Origin of the sequence: Streptomyces sp. NK08204 (assembly GCF_020400585.1) — a bacterium.
In the GTDB taxonomy this organism is placed as follows: domain Bacteria; phylum Actinomycetota; class Actinomycetes; order Streptomycetales; family Streptomycetaceae; genus Streptomyces.
Genome location: NZ_JAINVF010000011.1, coordinates 145,514 through 161,610 on the forward strand (window position 1 = coordinate 145,514; position 16,097 = coordinate 161,610).

Genomic DNA, 16,097 nt, shown 5'->3' on the forward strand with positions numbered 1-16,097 from the left:
GCCAAGTGGACGAACGGCTCATCGTAGTCGAGGTTCGGCGCGCTTGATCTCCCGGTGGGCAGGTCAGGTCTCGGAGACCTCCGCGTACCACTGGGACAGCTCGGGGACGCCGTTCGCCGCCCACTCCCGTCCGGCCGCGACGACCTCCACCTCGCGGCCGTTGGCGAGCCGTACGACGGGCTCGCCGTCGGGGCGGATCTCCCAGGCCGCGCCGGGGACGGTGCGCACCACGACGGTGCCCAGGTACAGCCCGGCGTCGTTGCCCAGCCAGGGCAGGATCTCCGGGTCTTCGCGCCAGCGCGGCAGCAGTTGGTCCAGCGCCGTCAGGGAGTGCGGGGTGTCGTCGAGCCGGACGCCCGCCAGGTCGGCCTGGGAGCGCAGCAGTTCGCATTCGGACAGGAGCGCGGCGACGCCCTCGGGGTCGGCGGGGAGGGCCGCGTCACCGTCCTTCTTGTGCCGGTGACCCAGGAACGGAAGGTGCATGGACCCAGCGTGGCATCACACGTCGAGGTCGACCACCACCGGCGCGTGGTCGGACGCGCCCTTGCCCTTGCGCTCCTCGCGGTCGACGTAGGAGTCCTTGACGGCCTTGGCGAACGGCTCGTTGCCGTACACCAGGTCGATACGCATGCCGCGGTTCTTGGGGAAGCAGAGCTGGCGGTAGTCCCAGTAGGTGAACGGGTGTTCGTACTTCAGCGGGCGCGGGACGATGTCGTGCAGGCCGGTCTCGCGCAGGGCCGCGAGGGCGGCGCGCTCGGCGGGGGTGACGTGCGTGGAGCCTTCGAAGACGGTCACGTCGTAGACGTCGTCGTCGGTCGGCGCCACGTTGTAGTCGCCCAGCACCGCGAAGGGGCGGCTGCCGCCCGCATCGCCGGCGACGGCCGCCTTCAGCGCCTCGAACCACTGGAGCTTGTAGGCGTAGTGAGGGTGGCCCACCTCACGGCCGTTGGGCACGTACACCGACCAGACGCGGACCGGGCCGCAGGTCGCCGAGATGGCCCGGGGTTCGGTCACGCCGTCGTAGCCGGGGTCGCCGGGCAGCCCCTTGACCACGTCCTCGATGCCGACCCGGGAGAGCACCGCCACGCCGTTCCACCGGCCGGTGGCGTGGACCGTCGCCTCATAGCCCAGCTCGCGCAGCTGGTCGAACGGGAACTGCTCCTCGGCGATCTTCGCCTCCTGGAGGCAGAGCACGTCGGTGCCGCTGCTCTCCAGCCAGGCCAGCAGCCTCGGGAGGCGGGCAGTGATCGAGTTCACGTTCCAGGTAGCGATGCGCATGCCTCACAACCTACCCGGACGGTGTGACAACCGGCCCGGCTCACAGCTCCGCGGAGGCTCCGGGGGCCAGCCGCAGGTGCTCCGCGCCGGCCAGGGCGCCGATCTGGCGGTCGTAGATCGGCCGGGCGAGGTCGGTGAGAAGGGCGTCGTGCACGTCGTAGGCGCGGACCGGCCTCAGCTCGCGGACGTAGTCGATGACCTCCGCGATCTTGCTCCAGGGGGCCATCACGGGGAGCATCAGGGTCTCCACCGGCTGGTCGGGGACCGTGAGGGCGTCGCCGGGGTGGAAGACCTTGCCGCCGTCGATCAGGTAGCCGACGTTGGTGACGCGCGGGATGTCCGGGTGGATGACCGCGTGCAGCTCGCCGTGGACCTGCACGTCGAAGCCCGCGGCGGTGAAGGTGTCGCCATGGCCGACGGTGTGCACCCGGCCCGGGAAGGCCGCCGAGATCTGCTCGGCGACCGAGCGCAGTGTCCAGATCTCGGCGGCGGGGCCGGCCTCCAGGGCGGCCCGCAGCCGGCTCTCGTCGAAGTGGTCCGGGTGCTCGTGCGTGACCAGGATGGCGTCCGCGCCGACCGCGGCGTCCTGCTCGCTGAACGCGCCGGGGTCGATGACGAGCGTCCGCCCGTCCTTCTCGAGGCGGACGCAGGCGTGGGACTTCTTGGTGAGCTTCATGGCTCCCCATCCTGCCCTGCCGCGTGCGCCTCACGCGGCAGGTGCCGTGCGGGGCTCACTCCGCGGGGGTGGTCTCCTCTCGGATGACCTGCTGGGCCACCTTGAACGCGCTGTTGGCCGCCGGCATGCCGCAGTAGACGGCCGTCTGGATCAGCACTTCCTTGATCTCGACCGGGGTCAGACCGTTGCGCAAGGCCGCCCGGACGTGGAAGCCCAGCTCCTCCAGGTGACCGCCGGCGATCAGCGCGGTGAGGGCGACGCAGCTGCGGGTACGCCGGTCGAGGCCGGGCCGGTCCCAGATCTCGCCCCAGGTGTACCGGGTGAGGAACTGCTGGAAGTCTTCGGAGAAGTCGTCGGTCTGCGCCAGCACCCCGTCCACGTGGGCGTCGCCCAGCACTTCGCGGCGGATCTTGAGTCCGGTCTCGTAGCGGTCCCACGTCGTCGCGGGCTGCTCCGGTACGGCGGCCGGGGCGATCTCGGCGACGGGCACGACCTGTGCCGGCACCGGCATCGCCGGAAGGGCGGTCTGGCCGGTGTCGTAGGGCTGCTGCCAGGCGGTGGTGAAGTGATGGACGAGCAGATCGGTGACCGCGGCGGGCTGCTCGACCGGCACCAGGTGGGAGGCGCCGGGGACCACGGCGAGCCGCGCGTCCGGGATGCCCGCGACCAGGGTGCGGGCCTCGGCCGGGCCCGCGACCTGGTCCTCGGAGCCGACCAGCACGAGCGTCGGCACGCCGACCCGGCCCAGCTCGGTGCGGGCGTCGAAGCCGGCGAGGGCCTCGCAGGCGGCGATGTAGCAGCCCGGGTCGGTGGTGCGCACCATCTGCACGGCCCAGTCGGTGATCGCGGGCTGGGCGGCGGCGAACCCGCCGGTGAACCAGCGGTCGGGTGAGGTCCGGGCGATCGGGTCCAGCCCGTTGGTGCGCACGACCACCCCGCGCTGACGGAACTCGTCGGGGGTGCCGAACCGGGGCGAGGCGGCGACCAGCGCGAGCGAGGCGAGCCGCTCGGGGTGGCGCAGGGCCAGCTCCACGCCGATGGCACCGCCCAGCGCGCAGCCCGCGTACCCGAACCGCTGCACGCCGGCCTCGTCCAGCGTGGCCAGCAGCCGGGACGTCAGCTCGGCGACGGAATCGGCCGGACGGGCGGGGGCGCCGCCGTGGCCCGGCAGGTCGAAACGCAGGATCCGCCACTGTGCGGCCAGCTCCGGCACCTGCCGGTCCCACATGTGCCATGTGGTACCCAGTGAGGGACCCAGGATCAGGACCGGAGCGTCTTCTGGCCCGTCAAAGCGGTATTGCAGGGTGTTCGGTGGTGTCTCACTCACGCCCCAGACCCTCTCACGTCTCACGAGTGCCCCTATGGCGGGGGTTGCGGCTGCACAGGTCTGACCAGGTGGAAGACCTTCCGGGCCGCGTAACGCTTGACACTTCGGACAATCTCGCGCCGGGTTTTGCCCTCCTTGCTGCGGCGTTCGTAGTACTCCTGGGTGCGCGGATCGACGCGCAGGCGGGTCTGCACGATCCGGTGCAGGGCCGCGTTCGCTTGCCGGTCGCCGCCGCGGTTGAGGCGACGGTACTGCCGACTGCCCGAGGAACGCTCGACCGGGCTGACCCCGCACAGCGCTGCAAACGACGCTTCACTGCCCAGGCGTTCCGGGTTGTCTCCGATCGTGATCAGCAAAGTGACGGCCGTGTCCGGACCGATGCCCACCACCGCGAGCAACTGCGGAGCGTGGCGTTCCACCAGCCGGGTCAGGCGGCCTTCCAGGTCCTGGACCTCTTCGCTGAGCTGCCTGATGCGCCGGGCCAGGAGGCCCAGGGTCACGTGGGTGGCGTGGAGCACCGATCCCTCGCCGGCCTCGTGGTTCAGGCTGTCGTCGACGAGCCCTGCGCAGGTGCGGAAGAGCTCTGCGTTGCCCAGCCCGGCCAGTTCCTCCCTCAGTGGCGGATCGGCACGGATAAGGACGGCCTTGAGCTGGCTGATCGCCTGGGTGCGGGCCTTGACCGCCGAGTCCTTAGCCAGCTTGTACATCCGGGCGATCTCCACCGGCCCGTCCCCCGCCTTGGCCTGGGCACGCGCCCGCCCGCTCAGCACCGCCCGGGCCGCGTTCTCGGCATCGAGCGGGTCGGACTTGCCGCGCCGACGGCGGTCGGCCCGGTCGAACCGATTGACATCGAAAACGTCCACGCCCTGGGCCAGCAGGTAGCGGGACAGGGCCGCCCCGAAGGAACCGGTCCCTTCCACTCCGGCCCGCCGCACCGTACCCGACGCCCTGGCCCACCCCAGCAGGTTGCGGTAGCCGGCCGCGCTGGCCGGGAACTCCTGGGTGCCGATCACTTCCCCCACCAGGGAGAGCACGGCGGCCACATGGGCATCCCGGTGCGTGTCCACTCCCAGGACCACCTCCCTCGCCGGCCGACGCCAACGAGGACGCGAAGCGGTGGACGTGCCGGTCATGCTCGTTTCCTTTCAGGCCGACGGTTTATCGCGTGGCCGGTAGCGGGCCGTGCGGACGGTCAGAATCGTGATGACGCCTTTCCGGCAAGCCCCTATCGAGACACGTCCATCAGCCCGAGACCAACAGTGCGCAGTCCCATGGCCGGCGGTCGACACAGTGTGATCAGGACACCTCGGTCAGAGATCTCAGGAGTCAGACTCCGCCGTAGGACAGGCACCCACCTACGGCTCTCGGCCCAACCGGCCTCCAGCCACGTCAGCCCGCTCGTTCGAGCGAATTGACTCGAAGCACCGGTCGCCTACCACCGGAACTGGCACCATGCCGCCGTCGTGCGTCACTTCGAGTCGAAGGCGGACCATTGGAACGGCGGGTCAATGAGCGGCAGCTGTCGGTGTTGCAGTGGGTGGGAGCCGGGTGCCCTGCAGGCGTATGGAACACAAGCTCCTACAAGACCACCTGCCAGGCACTCCACAACCGTGGCCTGGTGACGGTCTCCCGGAACGCCGGGCAGTGGAGCGTCGCCCTGACGAGCGCCGGCCAGCACTACCTGGCGCACGGCACGTACCCTCCCCGCGGATCACGCCCGCGGAAGCCCCAGGCCGCCGCTCCACGGCCCCAGTCAGCCCGAACTCAGGAAACGTCGGCCGCCGAGCGGAAGCCAAGCCCTCCCTCACAGCCTCGTGTGACGCTCACGGAGCAGCTGTTACAGGAGCTCGCGGAGGCCGGCGGCAGGATCGTCAAGAGCGGCAGCGGTCCCGGCTTGGAGAAGTGGCCGTCCCGCGTCGCCGCCGCACGCAGGTCCGGAAGGGTTCCGGAGACGAAGGAGCTGTACGGAAACTGGTGCCGCGACGGGTACGAGATCAAGCTCGTCGACATCCCCGCCTGGCGCCTTGCCGTCCTCGACCCCGTCCCCGTGCCCTCGCGGCTCACTCGGCCGCACACCGTTATCCGGGCCATGCAGAACGAACGCCAGCCGCTCGGCCTGACCAAGCCCGTCCAAGGACGCGCTCTCCGACTCATCCAGGCACTGATCACCACTGCCGAGGCCGAAGGACACACCTGCTCGGCGGGGCAAACCGGCTTCGCACCCCCACCGCATCGCCGCCGCAGGGCAAATCCCCACTTCACCATCACCGCACAGGGCCAGCCAGTGGGGTTTCTCGTCCTCCAGGAACAGGATCGGGCCGAGCACGTCGCCACCGAGAAGGAACTCGCCGACGCCAAGAAGCACTCCTGGGTCAGGATCCCCCGCTTCGACTACACCCCGTCCGAACGCCTCCGCATCATCCTCAGCGGCGGCCAGCCACACCGGGCGAGCGAATGGGCCGACGCTCCCGGCCGCCCCCTCAAAGATCAGCTCGCCGAGATCGCACAGGAGGTCACGCTGCGCGGCGAAGCCGCCGAACGCAGACGCCAGGACGAGGCCGAAGCGGCACGCCAGAAGCGCATCCGCTGGGAAGCCGCCATGGAAGAAGCCCGCATCCGGTACGCGGAGGCGTACCGCTTCAGACACTTTGAAGCGCAGGAAGCGGCATGGCGCCACGCCACCGGACTTACGGAGTACGTGAGCGCGGTACGCACGCGAGTCGAGGCCATGCCACCGGGGCAGACCAGAACCGAAGCCGAAGCATGGATCAGCTGGGCAGCGGCCACCGTCGAGCGCCTCGACCCATTGCACACACCGCCCCGACTGCCCGACATCCCCGAACCACGAGCCGACGACCTCAGGCCCTTCCTCGGGCACTGGAACCCCTACGGCCCCTGAGCCGCGAGAGCGGGCGCGCACCGACTGGGTGGCACTCAGATGATCATCCGTGATCTCAGACAGAACGGCACGGCCTCGTCGCACGCAATGTCGGATGTCGTCGACCGCGCTGAGCGCCGCTGCACGGCCCAGCTCGCGGGTGGCGACGTGGTCGATCTCCGAGAGCAGCAGCGGGGACATACCAGGAGCCGCGCAGCCATGATGGCTTCGTTTGACGCACGCACGCTGCCCCCGCGATCGCCCAGCGTGTCTGCAAGATCGCCGTACCGTCCACCGATTGCGCTCCGCACGTTGAGGCACGCCCGGGACGCACTCCCGGCTCACGCTCCAACCGGCCTCCGTACGCGGGGCTTTGGCGGCTTGTCACCAATCAACCTACATCCACTGGTGTTTGCTGCTTGAGATGTCATGGGCATTCTGTATGGGTCTGATCGTCGGCGTGGGTGCAACCTTGGGGGGCCGATGGCAAGAGGGGACGTCTGGGCAGGAAAGGGCACGACCGGATCGGTAGCGGACCTCGTTGCCCAGTTCGGCGAGGAGGTCAGGGCCAAGCTGCAAGGTCCCGCAGGGGCGGTCAGCAGTAAGGAGGACAGCCTGACCGCGCCGGTGGAGCATCTGCTGCGCGGCATGGCCTCGCGGCAACGCCTCAAGCTCATCGTCCACGGTCAGAGTCGCATCAAGGAACTCGGGATCCGGCCCGACTTCGCCATCGCCTGCGGCGGGAGGACCATAGGGCACGTCGAGCTGAAGCAGCCGGGCTCGGGGGCCGATCCGGAGAAGTGGTCGGTGAAGAGCCACGACCGCAAGCAGTGGGAGAAGATCAAGGCACTCCACAATGTGCTGTACACCGACGGATACCAGTGGGCGGTCTACCGTTTCGGCGTACAGGTCGGCCCGACCGGGATCCTGGTCGGAGACCTTGATTCCGGTAGTCGGCAACTCGTCGTCGCGGACACCGGGTTCGAGCGTGCCCTCACGCACTTCTTCCTGCCAGCGCCCATCGTCCACGACAGCATCAACGAACTGGTCAAGCGTATCGCGGGAATCTGCGCCCTGCTGCGTGACGAGGTCACCGAGCGTCTCACCCGCGAGGAGCACGGGCAGGCTGACGCTGCGTTCTCGATCCTGGCCGACAACTGGAAGGACCTGCTCTTTCCCGATGCTCGCCCGGAGGAGTTCGCAGACCAATACAGTCAGACGCTGACGTTTGCCATGCTGCTGGCTCGCCTTGAGCACATTGATCTGGGCAGGCTCACGCTTCCCGAGGTCGCGATCCGACTGGGCAAGCGGCATTCCTTGATGGGCAAGGCGCTGGCGGTGCTGACGGACGACGCCCTCGACGATCTGCGGGGCATCATCGACCCGCTGATCGACGTCTTATCGGCCGTCGACCCCGAGATGTTCAAGGACGAGACCGGAGACGCCTACCTCCACCTGTACGAGGGCTTTCTGGGCGCCTACGACCCGGAACTGCGACGGCGGACGGGTACTTACTACACGGCTGGCGAGGTCGTCCGTTTCATGGTCGGCTTCACCGACGAGGTGCTGCGTGACCGGCTCGGCCAGGAGGACGGCTACGGAAGCGAGGACGTCACCGTCGTCGATCCGGCCATGGGCACCGGGACCTTCCTCATCAACATCATCGACCACGTCGCCAAGTCCCTGTCACTGAAGTACGGCAGCACGCTCAAGTCCGGGCTTCTCCGGGAGCTGTCGGGCCGACTGGTCGGGCTGGAGAAACAGACCGGGCCGTACGCCGTCGCCGAACTCCGTGTGCACCACGCCTTCCGGTCCCACGACGCCGACATCACGCGCCGCCCGCCGAGGCTTCTGGTGGCCGACACACTCGACGATCCCGCCGTCGAGCACCACCTGGGCTTCATGTACGAGGCGATCGCCCGCCACCGCCGAATGGCGAACAAGATCAAGGCGGACGAGAAGGTCATGGTGGTCATCGGCAATCCGCCCTACCTGCGGGGTGCGAGACAGTCGGGCGTCGGGCGCTGGGTCACCGAGGGCAACCCGAACGGCCAGGGCCCGATCCTCGCCCGCTTCCACCCAGAGGACAACGGACGCGTCGGATACGCCCTCGACAACCTCTACGTCTACTTCTGGGCGTGGTCCACCTGGAAGGTATTCGACCAGTTGACTGCCTCGGAAGCGCCGAAGGCCCCGAGCGGGATCGTCGCCCTCATCACCAACTCCGGGTACCTGGACAGCGAGGGATCGGCCGGCATGCGCCACTACCTGCGTGAGGCCGCCGACGAGGGCTGGGTCATCGGTCTCTCACCCGAGGGCGCCTACTCCGACACGCGCACCCGTGTCTTCCAGGATGTTAAGCGGGAGATCTGCATCGCCGTCTTCGTCCGCCATGGCGCCCCGGACGCGGGTACACCGGCGCGGGTCTGGCGACTTGACGTCCCCGCGGGCACACGCGAGGAGAAATTCAACTGGCTGGAAGGGCTTGGCCTCGACGGTCATCGCGACGGGACCTCCTGGCAACTATGCCCCACACAGTGGACCGCGCCTTTTCAGGTCCTGTCCGACTCCGAGTGGTCGGCAATGCCACCGGTGGACGCCCTGCTGCCCTGGACGAGCTCCGGCAACAAGAACAACCGCAGCTGGCCCGTCTCACCCAGCCGGGACGTCCTGGAGAGCCGGTGGCGCAGGCTCGTCCAAGCCCCAGCGGAGGATAAGGCCGCACTGCTGAAAACCACCAGAGACCGCCGTCCGGATAAGCCGGAACCGCCACTGCCCGGGCAGCAGGAAAGGGAAAGCCTTGCCGCGGAGAAGGAGACGTTGCCGGTCACTGTTCCCTACGGCCGGATGACCTTCGACAGGCAGTACATCATCGCGGACAGGCGAGTGATCGACTTTCCGCGACCGGCCTTGTGGTTCGCCCACAACGACCAGCGTCAGATCTACCTGTCCGAACTCCACACGGAGTCAGGCCGTCCGGGGCCGGCGGTGAGTTTCACTGCCCTGCTGCCCGACATGCACCACTTCAAAGGCACCGAAGGCGGCCGCGTCGCCCCTCTCTACCGCCACCCTCACCAGGCTGAACCAAACGTCACCCCTGGCCTGCTGCGTCTTCTCACCAAGACGTACGGCGTGACGGTCACCGCCGAGGACCTCTTCGCGTACATCGCGGGAACAGCCGGCCACAGCGGCTACACCCGCCGCTTCGCCGCGAACCTCTCCGAGCGCGGTGTCCGTATCCCTATAACACGCGACCCGGCTTTATGGGCGGAGCTCGTGGAAGTGGGCAGGCGCACGGTGTGGATCCACACGTACGGCCAGCGCTTCGCCTCCCACCACGACAGTTCACCTGGCTCGTCCCCGAGGCTTCCCCCGGAGGAACAACCGGAATGCGTCGTCGTGATCGGAGAGGACGACGGGTTACCTGCGGACATCTCTTACGACGCGTCCACGCGAACCCTCACGGTGGGCACGGGCTGCATACGTCCGGTGGCGCCGGAAGTCTGGGACTATCGGATCGGCGGGGTGCAGGTGATCCGCAAGTGGTTCAGCTTCCGCAAGCGCAAGCCAGACGTGGAACGACAGACCCCGTTGAACGACATCCTGCCCCCGACCTGGCCTGCCCGGTGGACCGTTGACCTGCTTGACCTCATCAACGCGCTCGGGCTCCTCGTAGCCCTCGAACCCCAACAGGCCCGGCTGCTGGACGCAGTGACCGGCGGCCCGCTCATCAGCACCGACGACCTACGGGGCGAGGGCATCCTGCCCGTACCTGCCTACGCAACCAAAGAACCGAAACCGCCGCGCAAGTCTCGACGCGCCCCCGGCCCCGGTCAGGAGAGCCTCGACTTCTCGGACTGACACCCGTCCGGCCTGAGTGCCTGACGCCCGCAACATCAACGGAATATCTGCACGACGACGCCCCGCCGCAGCAAGCCAGCGGGGCGTCATTGTATCAGGTCCCCGTCTACGCAGGACCCCCGCCAGAGCGATCCGACGGGAATCCTCACCTGTCACGACTGCCCCTATGACGGGGGTTACGGCTGTGTGGGCCTGCTCAGGTGGAAGACCTCGCGGGCAGCAGGTCACGGCAACCGGCCGCAGTAGCCGGGAACACCTCAGTGCCGATCACCGCCCCCACCAGAGAGAGCACAGCAGCCACATGAGCGTCCCGATGCGTGTCCACTCCAAGGACCACCTCCCCCGTCGGCCGGCGCCGACGAGCACGCGGGGCAGGGGACGTACCGGTCATGCTCGTCGCCATCAGATGCAGTTGCAATAGGCGACTCAATTGGCGCACGGGGATCCTTAGCGCAGGCTCGCCAATTAGTCAATCCAGATAATTAGTTCGAAACCCATCATGCGCGAGTTCGACACCTCCGCACGGGGACGCCGACCGGTAACTTGTTTTTGCTAACCACCCCATTAGAGCGTGAGCTCGCCGCCTCTCAATGGGAACAAAAGTACGCCTCTTCACTCGAAGCGGGTATCTACCGGATAAGCATGCCGCTCCTCAGCTTCCTGATGCCAGCATGCTTCCTGTTCCTAACGTGCCGATGCGGGACGTCTGTTGGCCGATGGGTCGACGTACGGCCGCGACTCCCGAAGGGCCTCAGCCATGCCTTCATCCCCGGAATCCGACCGTCCTTTCGACGAATCCGCCGAGGAGACTCGACGCAAGGAGCGGGAGCTGGCCGAAGCTGAGGTCAAGTTGGCGCGCCGACAGCGGATTGTGAACCGGCTGCGGATCCTGCAAATGATCTTCTCGCTGGTCGAACTCGCGACAGGCAACCCGGCTTACCGGTGGGCGGCCAGATGCGCCCAGTGGGCCATGGAACGTTTCCGGGACTCCGAGTGATGTGAGGTAGAGCATGAGCGAAGGCAATGTCGACGGCCCATTTCCGATGCCGGTTTCCCGGGAGGATCAAGAAGCATGGATCAACGCCGTGCTAGCGACCGAGGGAGTGAATCTGCCCCGTGGCGCACTGGAGAACATCGCCCCCTTCATCGTTGATCCCAAAGACATGCTGAGTGAGCCCGACGCCCATGGTGTGCGCACGCTCAGGGCGAGCGCGGTCCGGCGCATCCACACAGACGCCGGTGACCTCGTCATCGCCGTCGCCCGGATGCACGGCGTCGGCGGTGTGCAGTGGGGACACAACGAACGGATCAGCTCGATCTGGCGCTCCGTCGCGGATCCGACGGTCGGCCGGGAAACCGAAAGGACCTTGGCCTCGGTCCGGCCTTGGATGGGCGTCGACGACGATGGACGCACCAAGTGTTTCGCCGCACTGGAAAGCGTCGTGGCCAACCGGCGCACGTTGATCACGAACATTGAGGACGCGGCGGACGAATTGAAGAAGCGAGACCGGGTCCGCCCTTATGACCTTGAGGAGGACCTCGTCCTCAACGGGCAACAGGAACCTGGGATGTACGTTCCTCAGCAGGTGAGGATCGAGGAGAACCCGGAGAGGGGATCTGACGGCAGCCCTCTTTATCCGTCCGCCTATTGGGGATGGATGGCAGTCCGAGGCAATAATCGTACACAGAAGCGACAATCGATTTTTCGTTTGACATCCAGCGAAGTGCTAGCCGGCGTCCCAGTAAAGAAACTGCAGCGGGAGGGGGACGAGGTCATCTGCGACCCCCGTGACTGGCTCCCTGAATTCTCCGCCATGCTCAACAGGGAGTTCGCGGAGACGGGCGACGGCGAACTGGATCCGACAAGCGGTTCACGGGCGCAACGCGCCGCAGCCGTCGCCGTAGTGGACTCGCATCTGGTGATCGGCACCCCCACTCCGCAGCGGCTCTACCGCATCGTGCAGATGAACAACCGGCGCGATCACGTACACCCGCCGCTGGAGTTCGACGCCCTCGACCGCTCGCGCGCGCTAGGGCGGAGCGTTCTCGGGATGTATGTAGCGCAACAGGTTATGGATGAGAAAACGGCAGAGGTCCTTTCCGGGCTGGCACCGATCCGTGAACTCCCGGGCGCGTCGGCGGACATGACGGTCTCCGAGTTGCGAGACCTGCGCTCCATGAGGTTGCTGCAGGAACTGTTTCCGGTGGATCCGCGCAAGCGTCATCTACTGCGGCGCGTGCTCAGCGAGAACCCACCATCCCAGCTCAAGTCCGGGGAAATCAACCAACGGGCGCGCACATGGTCCGCGCTTACCTCCGAAAGCTACCCGGCACCATGGAACCCACGCGTGGGCGAGGTCTTCTCAACCCGGGCCCGGGAGGGAATCGTCCTCTCTGGGCGCAGGCTGCCTGATCTGCTCGCCACCGCGGACACCGATGACGACGCCTTCGATGAACTGGTGTCCTATCGGGCGGCGCACTGGCTGGCCTTCTTCGGCATCATCGAGGCCGACCGAGGTTCACTCGATGGCCAGGAGGCGATCGGCGACGCAGGGGAACGGATTCGCCGATCTCGCAGGACCGTCATGAACTGCCTGCAGGCCCTGAGGTATGAGAAGAGCCGGATGATGGCAGTCGGCGTACTGAAGTCGCTGGCCGCAGCCATGGACGACGGAGACCGGCCTCCCTGGCGCGTCAGCAGCTCCGGCAAGGAGATGGTGGGGCGGGAGATGACACCGCTCTGGTTCGACAGCGAATTCCCCAAGAACACCGGTACCCGGCCCCGCAAGACCGCAAATTCTGCACCGCCATTGATCACGACGGTGACGGTGCCCGGCCCCCTCTCTTCGCCTGAACTGCCCGGGCTCTCGCTCATGACACCAACGTCCTCACCCGTGACATCAGCCCCTGTACAACCCGCGCCGCAGCCAGCCCCTGCAGTCTCAGCCCAGTCCGAAGCGCCCGCTACCGATGAAACCGACGGAGCTGATAGCTCCGCACCCTCCCCCGAGGAATCCCTCAACCTTGAGACTCTAGTGACCCGTGTCGAAGAACGGATCCGTGGCCTGCACGCGGCCTCCGCCGAAATCGGCGAACTTCTCGGCCACCTCGCGGATCAGAGCCGGGCGGCGTCTGTCACCCAGCCCATCGGCCGGCAGCAAGCCGATAGGGCTGTGCGCCTCCTGAACCAGACGCTATCCAAGCTGCGCAGACTGCCGGAACTCATGGAGGAGATGACGGAACCCGTCTGACGCAGTTCTTCCGACAGGGCCGACGCACTGGATGCCCATCGCCTGCCAGCTGGCCGCGGACCAGAGCCGCGCTTCCTGCTGGCGGCGTCTGCGCAGGACCCCCGCCGGAGCAAGCCAACGGGGGTCTTCGCATGTCACAGCCCTATGAGCTAGCTCCCGACTGGTATCTGTCCGACCAGATGGTAGATCTCACGGCCGCGAAGCGCTTGAGGCAACGGACGATTTGGCACCGGGTCTTGCCATGGCGGCCTGAAGGAGCCACTCCACGCAGTCGCCTACTGTGCCTGCCGCTTCACGTACCCGACTGCGGTCATGCCGGCAGAGAAGACGAATGCCACGACAGCCCCACCGGAAGCAACAGCGGTAAGCGGGGGCTGCCCCAGAACGGCACAGCCGACCCCGGCGGTAAGCCCAACAATCATGGCAATCAAGGCGACAACGACCGCGTGGTACACGCGGTGGTCGCAGACAGAAGTAGTTGCAGAAAAGGAAGGCCCTCTCAAGCATCGTCAGAGCGCCGTCACGGAACCAGGGCAGGAGTCAACCCGCCGCCGGATCTGAGTCACGACGTCGCCGCCCAACGGGCGTCGCCATAGGAGAGCGCCAGCCAGACGCCCCTATTGGGATTCTGCCGCCACGCCATAGCGATCGGCCATCTGCACCGATGCACCTTGCCTTTCAAGGATCTCGTCAACCACGTACAGAGTAGCCAATGCCACTGACATCCGCGCGAGTTGGCAGGGATCCGTCTGGAGCTGGGGGGCTTACCGGTGTCGAGCCGCACCGCCATCTGCGAGGAACCCGAAGCAGAACTTCAACGTTCCAGCAAGGCGAAGACGACGCGCCGGCGGGTTGGCCAGGTAGTCGTTCGCACGCCCCCAGTCCCTACGGTCTCCGGGGAGCGATTCGTACCAGGCAAGACCTCGGGCATTGCACTCGCGACACAGCAGGCCGCGAACGCACGCTCCGCATATGGACCAGGCGGCGTCCGACGGCTTACAGCATGCGTGATCGTGGTCGATGTTCCAATGCGGGGAGCTTCCGTCGCGGTCGGGTCCTTGCCCGCACAACGCGCATACTCCGCCCTGAAGATCCAGGATGGCCCTCAGATCACCTGCCGTCAGATTGTATCGGCGGCCTTGCCGGGCTAACCGACTACAGCTCTGGCAATGCCCCGCGCGTCGGCCTTCTCCCCAGTATTTGACGGTGACGCCGCATCCCTCGCAGTCGTGCAAGGTGTTGCGTGTCAGCGGAACTCCGTAGCCACCTACCATCCCTCGACGATAGCGGGCAGCACTGACATTGATGCTGATACTCAGGTTCCGGCGGTCGTGGCCCAACCACTGACTGACGTCCTGCTGGGCTGTCTTCGCGTTGGTCTGTCCGGCTGCCGGGATCTGTTCTCACGGCTCCGGCCGGGCGGAACATGACCTGATAGGAGCTTGGTCAGAAGCCCCTTCAATGTCCTGTCTGCGCCACCCGGCCGGTGCCCACCTCCGGCAAGGAAGGCACCATCAGCATGACATTGGCGGCGGCACAGGACACAGCGGACCAGGAGGTGTTCGGCGGTCGACTCCAATGCCGACACCCTCTCCGTCGCGGTCATCAGCGGCAACGGCGGCCACCTGGCGGACGCCGAGTTCACCACCACCACCGGCCGGATATGCCGCGGCCCTGGCCTTCCTGAACGCACACGGCCACGTGATCGCGATCGGCGTGGAAGGCACCTCCTCCTACGGAGCCGGCTTCACCCGCGTCGCGGTGTCACACGGGCAGCACGTCGTCGAGGTCAACCGGCCCGACCGGGCCGAACGCCGCCGCATCGGCAAGTCCGACCCCATCGACGCCTACGCCGCCGCCCGCGCCGCCCTGTCCGGACGCGCCTCCAGCGCCCCCAAGGACGACACCGTCGCCGGCATACGCGCCCTGCACAACGGCGCCCGTTCCGCGGTGAAGCCCCGCACCGCCGCCTTGAACCAGATCGGCAGCATCCTCATCACCGCTCCCGAGACCGACCGGGCGAAGTACGGCCACCTCAAAGGAACGGACCGCACCGACGCCCTGGCCCGGCTGCGGCCGGCCGGTGGCGCGGTCCACACCGCTGTCCTCACCGCGCTGAAAAGCCTTGCCCGACGGGTCAAGGAGCTGACCGCCGAGCACCAGGCCCTGGTCAAGGCCCTGGACAGCGTGGTGAGCGTCCACAACCCCGGCTGGCGAGCCGCCCGCTGCTCCCCTTGGGCCTGCCGCAGTGAGGGCCAGCCTGTGCAGGACGACTCCAGGCTGGCCTCGGGAGCCACATCAGGAGACGCTAGACTTTGCGACAGCAAACGGACGTGTCTTGGTTGATCGCACCAAGTCCCTGGGGCGCGTGTTGCGCATCGGCCGTATAACGCGTGCCGTCGCTGTGTCCTTGCTTCGGGTGGCTCCCAAGAGGACAACCGAGTGCAAAGCCGCCCGCACCGGCGTTGTAACCCTCCTGTTCGGAAGCCCCGCCAGGCCGCACCCGCGGGGCTTCTCGTCGCACTCCGCTCGCACACCCCTATCACTCACGCCCCAGACCCTCTCACGTCTCACGACTGCCCCTATGGCGGGGGTTGCGGCTGCACGGGTCTGACCAGGTGGAAGACCTTCCGGGCCGCGTAACGCTTGACACTTCGGACAATCTCGCGCCGGGTTTTGCCCTCCTTGCTGCGGCGTTCGTAGTACTCCTGGGTGCGCGGATCGACGCGCAGGCGGGTCTGCACCATCCGGTGCAGGGCCGCGTTCGCTTGCCGGTCGCCGCGACAGTGCCGGGAAATATCGCCCACCGGGCGAAGCGGTCTCCTC

At 67.3% G+C, this 16,097-nt stretch carries 12 protein-coding genes; 5 read left to right on the plus strand and 7 right to left on the minus strand.

What is annotated here, in order from left to right; genetic code table 11:
* Positions 1-63: 63 nt before the first annotated feature.
* The 5 genes from K7G59_RS19105 to K7G59_RS19125 are packed head-to-tail and all read right to left on the minus strand — an operon-like array spanning position 64 to position 4,348.
* Positions 64-483: a DUF6278 family protein gene (locus tag K7G59_RS19105; RefSeq protein WP_225835806.1), complete on the minus strand. Its 420-nt coding sequence runs from the start codon at positions 481-483 to the stop codon at positions 64-66.
* Between the two features lie 15 nt (positions 484-498).
* Complete coding sequence (locus K7G59_RS19110; RefSeq protein WP_225835808.1) at positions 499-1,278, minus strand: exodeoxyribonuclease III; 780 nt, start codon at positions 1,276-1,278, stop codon at positions 499-501.
* Positions 1,279-1,318: 40 nt separating this feature from the next.
* Positions 1,319-1,954, minus strand: a complete 636-nt coding sequence (locus K7G59_RS19115; protein WP_225835810.1) for an MBL fold metallo-hydrolase — start codon at positions 1,952-1,954, stop codon at positions 1,319-1,321.
* A 55-nt stretch (positions 1,955-2,009) separates the two neighbouring features.
* A complete protein-coding gene (locus K7G59_RS19120; protein ID WP_225835812.1) occupies positions 2,010-3,281 on the minus strand; it encodes an alpha/beta fold hydrolase in 1,272 nt (423 codons plus the stop codon).
* 32 nt (positions 3,282-3,313) lie between these two features.
* Positions 3,314-4,348 carry an IS110 family transposase gene (locus tag K7G59_RS19125; protein WP_308295058.1) on the minus strand — a complete coding sequence of 345 codons (1,035 nt, stop codon included), beginning with the start codon at positions 4,346-4,348 and terminating at the stop codon, positions 3,314-3,316.
* 749 nt (positions 4,349-5,097) lie between these two features.
* Here K7G59_RS19125 and K7G59_RS19130 point away from each other — a divergent pair.
* The 4 genes from K7G59_RS19130 to K7G59_RS19145 all read left to right on the plus strand — a co-directional run bounded on the left by K7G59_RS19130 (position 5,098) and on the right by K7G59_RS19145 (position 13,271).
* Positions 5,098-6,180: a hypothetical protein gene (locus tag K7G59_RS19130; protein WP_225835816.1), complete on the plus strand. Its 1,083-nt coding sequence runs from the start codon at positions 5,098-5,100 to the stop codon at positions 6,178-6,180.
* Positions 6,181-6,642: 462 nt separating this feature from the next.
* On the plus strand, positions 6,643-10,020 hold the full coding sequence (locus tag K7G59_RS19135; protein WP_225835818.1) for a type ISP restriction/modification enzyme: 3,378 nt from the start codon (positions 6,643-6,645) through the stop codon (positions 10,018-10,020).
* Positions 10,021-10,777: 757 nt separating this feature from the next.
* On the plus strand, positions 10,778-11,017 hold the full coding sequence (locus K7G59_RS19140) for a hypothetical protein (RefSeq protein ID WP_225835820.1): 240 nt from the start codon (positions 10,778-10,780) through the stop codon (positions 11,015-11,017).
* A gap of 13 nt (positions 11,018-11,030) precedes the next feature.
* Positions 11,031-13,271: a hypothetical protein gene (locus tag K7G59_RS19145; protein ID WP_225835821.1), complete on the plus strand. Its 2,241-nt coding sequence runs from the start codon at positions 11,031-11,033 to the stop codon at positions 13,269-13,271.
* A gap of 764 nt (positions 13,272-14,035) precedes the next feature.
* Here K7G59_RS19145 and K7G59_RS35360 read toward each other — a convergent pair.
* Positions 14,036-14,545, minus strand: coding sequence for an endonuclease domain-containing protein (locus K7G59_RS35360; RefSeq protein WP_225835942.1), 510 nt, complete (start codon positions 14,543-14,545; stop codon positions 14,036-14,038).
* Between the two features lie 304 nt (positions 14,546-14,849).
* On the opposite strand from K7G59_RS35360, the gene K7G59_RS19155 reads away from it, so the two are divergent.
* Complete coding sequence (locus K7G59_RS19155; RefSeq protein WP_225835822.1) at positions 14,850-15,617, plus strand: transposase; 768 nt, start codon at positions 14,850-14,852, stop codon at positions 15,615-15,617.
* A gap of 236 nt (positions 15,618-15,853) precedes the next feature.
* Here the strand turns inward: K7G59_RS19155 and K7G59_RS19160 are convergent, their stop codons facing one another.
* Positions 15,854-16,078 carry a hypothetical protein gene (locus K7G59_RS19160; RefSeq protein ID WP_225835823.1) on the minus strand — a complete coding sequence of 75 codons (225 nt, stop codon included), beginning with the start codon at positions 16,076-16,078 and terminating at the stop codon, positions 15,854-15,856.
* Positions 16,079-16,097 lie beyond the last annotated feature (19 nt).

Bases quoted from the DNA above. Each gene is read 5' to 3' on its own strand.
- K7G59_RS19105 (WP_225835806.1), bottom strand. From the start codon at position 483: ATGCACCTTCCGTTCCTGGGTCACCGGCACAAGAAGGACGGTGACGCG.
- K7G59_RS19110 (WP_225835808.1), bottom strand. From the start codon at position 1,278: ATGCGCATCGCTACCTGGAACGTGAACTCGATCACTGCCCGCCTCCCG.
- K7G59_RS19115 (WP_225835810.1), bottom strand. From the start codon at position 1,954: ATGAAGCTCACCAAGAAGTCCCACGCCTGCGTCCGCCTCGAGAAGGAC.
- K7G59_RS19135 (WP_225835818.1), top strand. From the start codon at position 6,643: ATGGCAAGAGGGGACGTCTGGGCAGGAAAGGGCACGACCGGATCGGTA.
- K7G59_RS19140 (WP_225835820.1), top strand. From the start codon at position 10,778: ATGCCTTCATCCCCGGAATCCGACCGTCCTTTCGACGAATCCGCCGAG.
- K7G59_RS19145 (WP_225835821.1), top strand. From the start codon at position 11,031: ATGAGCGAAGGCAATGTCGACGGCCCATTTCCGATGCCGGTTTCCCGG.
- K7G59_RS35360 (WP_225835942.1), bottom strand. From the start codon at position 14,545: ATGGTAGGTGGCTACGGAGTTCCGCTGACACGCAACACCTTGCACGAC.
- K7G59_RS19155 (WP_225835822.1), top strand. From the start codon at position 14,850: ATGCCGACACCCTCTCCGTCGCGGTCATCAGCGGCAACGGCGGCCACC.